This window comes from Parvibaculum sp., assembly GCF_030651915.1.
GTDB lineage: Bacteria > Pseudomonadota > Alphaproteobacteria > Parvibaculales > Parvibaculaceae > Parvibaculum.
Genome location: NZ_JAUSBV010000001.1, coordinates 89,713 through 96,301, shown reverse-complemented (window position 1 = coordinate 96,301; position 6,589 = coordinate 89,713). Strand labels below are relative to the sequence as shown.

Below are 6,589 nucleotides of genomic sequence, written 5' to 3'. Positions count from 1 at the left end.
GTCGAGCGCTTCTTCAACAAGCTCAAGCACTTCAGGCGCGTCGCCACGCGCTTCGACAAGCTCGCACGCAACTTCCTCGCTGCGGTCGCCATCGCTTCAATCCGGATATGGGCCCGTGCTTATGAGTCCACTACCTAGTCGACCTCTATCGGCGCCGAACAGGCCGATGGCAATCAGCAGCATTGCCGTTAACGGCGCCACTGTGAAGATACGGATACGCGAGATGCGCACTTTGTCCCGGAAAGGGTTTTCGACAAAATGCCAACTGGCCCACGCCAGAGAGAGTGCAAGTGCCACGAGCGCTAGCATCAGCGACGTATCTGGCTCATCAATCGAGCGAAGCCGTGCGAAGGCAAACAATGGTTGGTGCCAAAGATATGCACTATAGCTGATCAGGCCGATGCCAACGAAAGGCGCGAGCGACAATAGGCGACTTACGAGCGTTTCGGGCGTCGCGAAGAGTATGATCAGCACTGCACCAACCACAGGCACCAAAGTAAGAAGGCTCGGAAAGGGCGTTCCGCTGTCGAACACGACGACCGCATAGAGAATAAGGCCCAAACCGCCGAGCGACGCGGGCTGGTTCCAATGGCCGAAGGACATCGGCCGACGGACGAGATAGATTGCTGCCATGGAGCCAACCAGCAGTTCCCATGCGCGCGTGGGAAGAAGATAGAAATTTGCAATCGGTTTGAAGCGCCATCCCCATTCGGCAATACCGAGGCTAATCGCTGCCAGAATTCCTATTGAGATCGCCAGATTTCGTAGCCCAATTCGCCACGCGAGCAACACGAATATAGGAAATATCAGATAAAATTGCTCCTCGACTGCAAGGCTCCATGTGTGGAGCAACGGCATTTCTTCTGCCGGGCCCGCGAAGTATCCGGTTTGCCGCCAGAATAGTATATTTGCAGCAAACAGAGACACAGCGATGACACTAAACCCAAACAACTCGGCCTGGTCTGGCGTCATCCATAGCCATGCAAATGGTAGACAGCAAAATATGACAAAATAAAGAGCAGGAAGAATTCTGCGCGCGCGCCGTTCGTAAAAGCCAAGAAGCGTAAATTTGCCAGCACGGCGCTCTTCGACGATGATCGTCGTGATCAGATAGCCGCTTATCACGAAGAATACATCGACGCCGATAAAGCCGCCGCTGAACGACGAAAAGCCAGCGTGAAACAATATCACTGGCAATACAGCGACAGCCCTCAACCCGTCAATCTCAGGGCGGTTCTTCAGCATCGATAGGTCATTTCCGGATAGATCCTGACGCCAAGGTCAATACGACATATCGAAGTTTTCAAATCGTCACCTGGTGCCGGAATACTGACTGATGAAATTATCGTCGCGCCAACGATTTTCCACATCGTGTGGACATCGCCGTTCGAGGTCGCGTCTTTCGCTGCGGGACGAGCAAGACGGCCCGCATATGTTGTGCATGTCAACCTGCACACTCCCAAGCCCCGAGATCACAAATACGCAATTAGATGCTACTTTTTGAGTCCACGCCGAAACCGGACCACGCCCTCGCTCGGCTCATTCGTGTCGTGCATTCCACCACCTGCCATGAACGGTCAGCACCACCCTGATGGCCTTCCACACATTGCCCCGGCGAAGCCAGGACTTCAGAAGAATCGAGGATATCCTCCGCCGCAGATAGGACATTTGCTGCGGTCCAATCCGATGCATGTTTTCAGCCGCGCGCAGCAAGCTCATATAGCCGCTCTCGATCCCGTCAAGATTTGCCATCGCGGAATGGGGCGCGACCCTGTATCGGTATACGACGCTGTCTACCGCAGCGTAGGAAATATCCTCGTCATGCGCCACTTCGAGAAAAAATGTAATATCCTCAGCATGCGTCTGACCGGGTGGAAACACATGCTCCCGCACACAAGCACGCCGCAACATATAGCACACCCCGAAGAAGACGGCCGGATCCATGCGCACGAGGCGGTCAAATAGCTTCTGGCGGTGAACGTCGGGCCTGTAAAGGCTCGTTATCTTTCCCGACACACCGGCTTCAATCTGCACCGAGCCGTTGACGATATCGACATCCGGATTTCCATCCAGGAATTCGGCGCGGATTTTCAGGGCGTCCGGCGGAAGAAGATCGTCCGCGTCCAGAAAGGTAATATACCCGCCACGAGCAGCACGAAGACCGCGATTCCGGGCCGTACTTACGCCGGCATTCGGCTGCCGGATCAGCTTTATGCGGGCATCGTTAAAACCGGACACGACTTCGGATGTTCCATCATTGCTGCCATCGTCGATAACGATCAACTCCCAATCCTCGCAGGTTTGCGAGAGGACCGAGTTCACAGCGTCGCCGACAAACATCTCTGCGTTATAGGCCGGCAGAACAATCGATACCTTCACACCGGTTGAACTATCCATGCCGCACATTCGGATTGCTGTGAGTATAGGCCGCGGCCAAATCAGTCACTGTCTTCCGCTTCCAGTCTGGCAGCGCGATTTCAACAAAAGCGTTGCCGCTCCAGGCCTCAATCCACACCGGATAAAATCCGCACGCGGAGAGAAATTCCGGGTTGAAGGGCACACCGCCGCTCCGGGACCGATTGCCACTGGACCCGTCGATCCGGCCAAATACTTCCTTCAACTCTCTGTGTTGTACAACTGAGGCTGCTGAGCTCGCCACGATCAGCCCCAGATTTGAAATTTCTGCTGGCAGAGTTGCGCGGCATTCCTGTTCAACTCTTGCCGCTTCTTGCCTTCGAATTCGCTTTCCTGAAGAGAGTCCTGGTCCGCCAGGTAAGAAGAAATCGGCAAGGCCACCATCCATGGACAATAGATACGAACATTGAGGCGGGCGAGGTTGGCTGACAGCCATATGTCATCCACAGGCCAGGCAACAGGAGGAATATCGAAGGTCGCTTCGTCGAAGAATTCCGGGCGCACAACGACCCCTGCCACGCCGAAGAAGATTTCGCCATAGCCGGGTATCACGAAAGGCCGGCGACGCAGTGTCGGCGTGCCGACAAATTTCGACAAAAGCCGGGATAGACGAAACGGAACATCATACTTGATCGGAAGTTGCCACGCACGAATGCCAGGCGTTTTCACCCGGTTGGGAACATATCCTTCGACCGGCCGTACATATACGGCGACGGCGTCAGAGGGGCGACGACCCTGAATACGGAACAACCGGTCAGCCCAGCCTTTTTCCACCAGGCAATCGTCATCGCAAAACAATATCTGGGCATCCTGCCCCCAAAAATCGCGGCATGCGGGAAGAATCTTCGTCGCCAGCCCGAGATCATCCTCCGTTCTGCATATCGTCACGCCTTCTGGCACATCCGGGAGAGAGCCGTTCCAGTCGGCGAAGCGGAGATACCGGTTGGGAATGTAGAGCCTGACCTCATCCACATTCTGCGCGACCAACGATTCCAGGATCGGCCCGAGCCCATCGAAGCGGCTGGGAATGGATGTCAGCGAAATAATCTTCATGTCGATGTCTGTTCGGCACCGTCTGGAAAGACGGTTGCAACGCGTGCCGCAAGGGCTTCCGCGACATACCAGTCGTCGAATTGTGAAAGCTCCGGCAGGACCCGCACGAACCCGTTGGCGGAGAGGATGTCATGCATCGCGGTCCGGTCCGGGCGGAAATTGTGTTCCACCGTCATGATCGAGATTTCCCAGTCCCCGAAGGGGAACACGGAAAGAATGTCACGCTCGCTGCCCTCCGTATCGATGCTCATGAAGTCAATCTTGCGCGGCGCATCCGAGCGTTTCAGGAGATCGTCCAGAGATACCGTCTCGACTGGATAGCGGATCGCGGCCCTGCGGCGCCGGGCATGACGATCGCGCCCGGCATAATCTTGCAGTGTGGAGAAACCCGCATCCGCCACTTCGTGGAACTGGAGTGTCTGCCCGCTTTCCATCCAGACGCACGCGTGGGAAATCCGGCAACAGCGGTTTCGAGCCAGTTGCGCATGCCAGACGCGAGCCGGCTCGGCCAGAACACCGTCCCAGCCGAACCGGTTCTCGAACAACCATGTGTTGCTGCCGTTGACTCCGTCCGTCGCACCGAATTCGACGAAGAATCCGGAATCCTTCTCATCAAGCACGAGAGCAGCAAATATATCCTGGAAAATTTCGCCCCTGGCGTGTGGAAACAAGGAGATCGTTCGATGAAGATCGATCTTCGTGAACGTGTTTGGAAAATTCCAGAAACGCCTCATGGCGTCGGAGCTTTTGTTCATTCGCGACGAGACGATCGAACGTCGCAAGCTTCGTCACGGTCAGATTGGCCTTCGCCATCAGCCTTCGGATGTGCTGCCTCAGAACTGTCATGACAGTGTTACGATACAAAAAATTGACAAGGCAGTATTTCTCTCACACTGGCGCATGTTTGGTCAGGCTCCATTCGACCAGAGATTGGTTAGCAACTCATCGCTCTACAGCAGCAGAATATCGGTAAAGGTCTGACGCCGACCGAGGTCGGCCGCCAGCTCCGTCAATACCGCGCGGGACACGGGTCTCGAACCGGTGGATGGGGATTCCAGATCGAATATTTTGCTGTATCGACTCGTCGTCAAAAGATCGAGAAAGCGATCGAAGGAACCATTTGCCTTCAAATCCTGTGGCGTAAACTCGAGCACCAGAGGCCATCCGGCTTGAAGAGCCTTGGTGCCGCCGGCCAGAACCTCGGCTTCAAACCCTTGCACGTCGATCCAGAGCAGGCAATCCACGCCGGCTGTCTCCGGCATGAAATCGTCAAGGCGGCGCACGGACACCGTCACGGCGTCGCCGACCGGTGTTTCCTGGCACAGAGCGATCCGGTGATCGCCGTGGTTCTCGGTGTTCTGTATCAACTTCGCTTCGCCGATTTCGGCACCGAGCGCCACCTGATGGCAAACGATGCGATCGTCGACGCTGTTCAGGAGTGTATTAATTCGAAGCAAGCGGAAGTTGTCGGGATCGGGCTCAAAGGCGACCGCACGCGCGGCATAGCCGCGCTTTATCGCCGGAATGCAGATCGGCCCGACATTCGCCCCAATGTCGTAAATAATATCGATCCTGGCGCTGCCTCGTTCCGCTTCGATGATCCTGACGGCTCGCTCGAGCTTCCGAAGGTCGAAGTCGCCCCGACAATAGAGCAGCTTGCCGATAACCTTGTCGGAAGTTCGGACGACGTAGTTTTCCCGAGCGTGATCGCTGATCGCAAACGGAGCGTCGAGCGCGTCGAAATGATGGGAACGCCAGTAGGATGAATTCAGTCTGGATTGATAGGTCCGGCAACACAGATTCACGATGAAGGATCGCACACTTCGCGCCCGCCTTGCGAGAAAACGTGCGCCCGGTATTCGCTTGACCAGCGCGCGCAGTGTTGAGCCGCCCCGGCTACGGGAGACGCCCTGCCGCCAGCCCATGTGCTTCTTGAAATCTATAACCCGCCCCCCATTTCGGACGATATCAGCAAACGCAGATCCTCAACCGAAAGCCTTTCCGGATTGCTGCCGGAATCATACTCAAAAATAGAACTTAACTTCCGCGCACCGGTTGCTTCGCAATACTCCTCGATACTCGACCGGCCTGTTTGCGGCGTGACGACGTAGTGGGAACCATGACTGACGACAAAGGAGGCTTCGACCAGGCTGAACATTGACTCATGTCGTTTCTCGCCCGGCCGGGCACCGATGACCCGATGCTCGGCATTCGGTCCGATCGCGGCCGCCATGTCGGCGACGGTGTAGCTCGGTGAGCGTGGACAGGTGATGGTGCCGCCCCAACCGTTGAACAGGCCATGAAGCACCAGATCGACTCCATTCACGCGATGTGTGCAACAGAGCGATTCAGCGCGACCTATACTTAGTCGTGTTTGTCGGATAGCGCGAGCCATCGACGACGTCATCAATGTTGACGTCGTTCCAACTGAACATATCGGCTTCGTGTGTTTTTTTGCAGAGAATCTCACTGTGACAGTATAGCTCGGTGAGCGGCCGGAATCTCATATATGCGTCTGAGTCGTGTGCATAATATCCAGCTATTGGATTGCTCATTCCTTTCTCAATAAGCTCGAACCCAAGCGCACTGCTAAAAAGTGCTCTCAGTCCCATATCTGAAAATTGGAAAAAATTCCAAGGACGTTCGTGCGCAGCAAACGCAAAGTGCGTTTCGACAAAGACATATCCACCGACTTTGAGGAGTTTTTGAATTTCCTCCGCAACCACCCAAGGCATGTGGAGATGTTCGAACACAGCTGAGGAGAAAATTAGATCAAACTTCTCCCCCTCTCTGAAGTAGCTAGAGAGCTTATGTGCGTCACCAACCACATCAACATTACCACCGTCATAGAAGTCAAAACCGGTATATTGCGCCTTTTGGAATCTTTTCCCATAAGGTGAGCCAGTCACATTCCGCGACCCAACCTCAAGTATTTTCATATCTTCCTTATCGAAATTGTCGAGCAAGTATTGCTCCCACTGAAGGTGGGATATGGTAGGCGGGCGTCGCACCTTACTTTCCCTAAACCTGAAGGGGAATGTCGCAATTCTTCCTAAATATTTAAGTAACGCTTCGGTTACCATTCGCTTGAATTTTTGCATATTTTAATTTCTTTTTCCCA

7 protein-coding genes and 1 pseudogene are annotated in these 6,589 nt (G+C 54.8%); 1 reads left to right on the top strand and 7 read right to left on the bottom strand.

Annotated elements, in window-relative coordinates; all coding sequences use genetic code 11:
• Positions 1 to 138 (top strand): annotated as a pseudogene (locus tag Q7V31_RS00475) (IS5/IS1182 family transposase); the annotation flags it as partial.
• Here Q7V31_RS00475 and Q7V31_RS00470 read toward each other — a convergent pair.
• From Q7V31_RS00470 to Q7V31_RS00440, 7 genes are all read right to left on the bottom strand, one after another.
• Positions 97 to 1,245 carry an acyltransferase gene (locus Q7V31_RS00470; protein WP_304731748.1) on the bottom strand — a complete coding sequence of 383 codons (1,149 nt, stop codon included), beginning with the start codon at positions 1,243 to 1,245 and terminating at the stop codon, positions 97 to 99. The pseudogene Q7V31_RS00475 and the gene Q7V31_RS00470 overlap by 42 nt on opposite strands.
• Positions 1,246 to 1,539: 294 nt before the next feature.
• Positions 1,540 to 2,397, bottom strand: a complete 858-nt coding sequence (locus tag Q7V31_RS00465) for a glycosyltransferase family A protein (protein ID WP_304731747.1) — start codon at positions 2,395 to 2,397, stop codon at positions 1,540 to 1,542.
• A gap of 264 nt (positions 2,398 to 2,661) precedes the next feature.
• Entirely contained in the window at positions 2,662 to 3,468 is an 807-nt protein-coding gene (locus Q7V31_RS00460) for a glycosyltransferase family 2 protein (protein ID WP_304731746.1), read from the bottom strand.
• Positions 3,465 to 4,250, bottom strand: a complete 786-nt coding sequence (locus tag Q7V31_RS00455; RefSeq protein ID WP_304731745.1) for an FkbM family methyltransferase — start codon at positions 4,248 to 4,250, stop codon at positions 3,465 to 3,467. Before Q7V31_RS00455 ends, Q7V31_RS00460 begins: the two co-directional genes overlap by 4 nt.
• Before the next feature lie 168 nt (positions 4,251 to 4,418).
• A complete protein-coding gene (locus Q7V31_RS00450; RefSeq protein WP_304731744.1) occupies positions 4,419 to 5,393 on the bottom strand; it encodes an FkbM family methyltransferase in 975 nt (324 codons plus the stop codon).
• Between the two features lie 14 nt (positions 5,394 to 5,407).
• Positions 5,408 to 5,794 carry a polysaccharide biosynthesis protein gene (locus tag Q7V31_RS00445; RefSeq protein WP_304731743.1) on the bottom strand — a complete coding sequence of 129 codons (387 nt, stop codon included), beginning with the start codon at positions 5,792 to 5,794 and terminating at the stop codon, positions 5,408 to 5,410.
• Positions 5,795 to 5,816: 22 nt separating this feature from the next.
• Entirely contained in the window at positions 5,817 to 6,569 is a 753-nt protein-coding gene (locus tag Q7V31_RS00440; RefSeq protein WP_304731742.1) for a bifunctional 2-polyprenyl-6-hydroxyphenol methylase/3-demethylubiquinol 3-O-methyltransferase UbiG, read from the bottom strand.
• Positions 6,570 to 6,589: the final 20 nt, after the last annotated feature.

Bases quoted from the DNA above. Each gene is read 5' to 3' on its own strand.
- Q7V31_RS00470 (WP_304731748.1), bottom strand. From the start codon at position 1,245: ATGCTGAAGAACCGCCCTGAGATTGACGGGTTGAGGGCTGTCGCTGTA.
- Q7V31_RS00465 (WP_304731747.1), bottom strand. From the start codon at position 2,397: ATGGATAGTTCAACCGGTGTGAAGGTATCGATTGTTCTGCCGGCCTAT.
- Q7V31_RS00460 (WP_304731746.1), bottom strand. From the start codon at position 3,468: ATGAAGATTATTTCGCTGACATCCATTCCCAGCCGCTTCGATGGGCTC.
- Q7V31_RS00450 (WP_304731744.1), bottom strand. From the start codon at position 5,393: ATGGGCTGGCGGCAGGGCGTCTCCCGTAGCCGGGGCGGCTCAACACTG.
- Q7V31_RS00440 (WP_304731742.1), bottom strand. From the start codon at position 6,569: ATGCAAAAATTCAAGCGAATGGTAACCGAAGCGTTACTTAAATATTTA.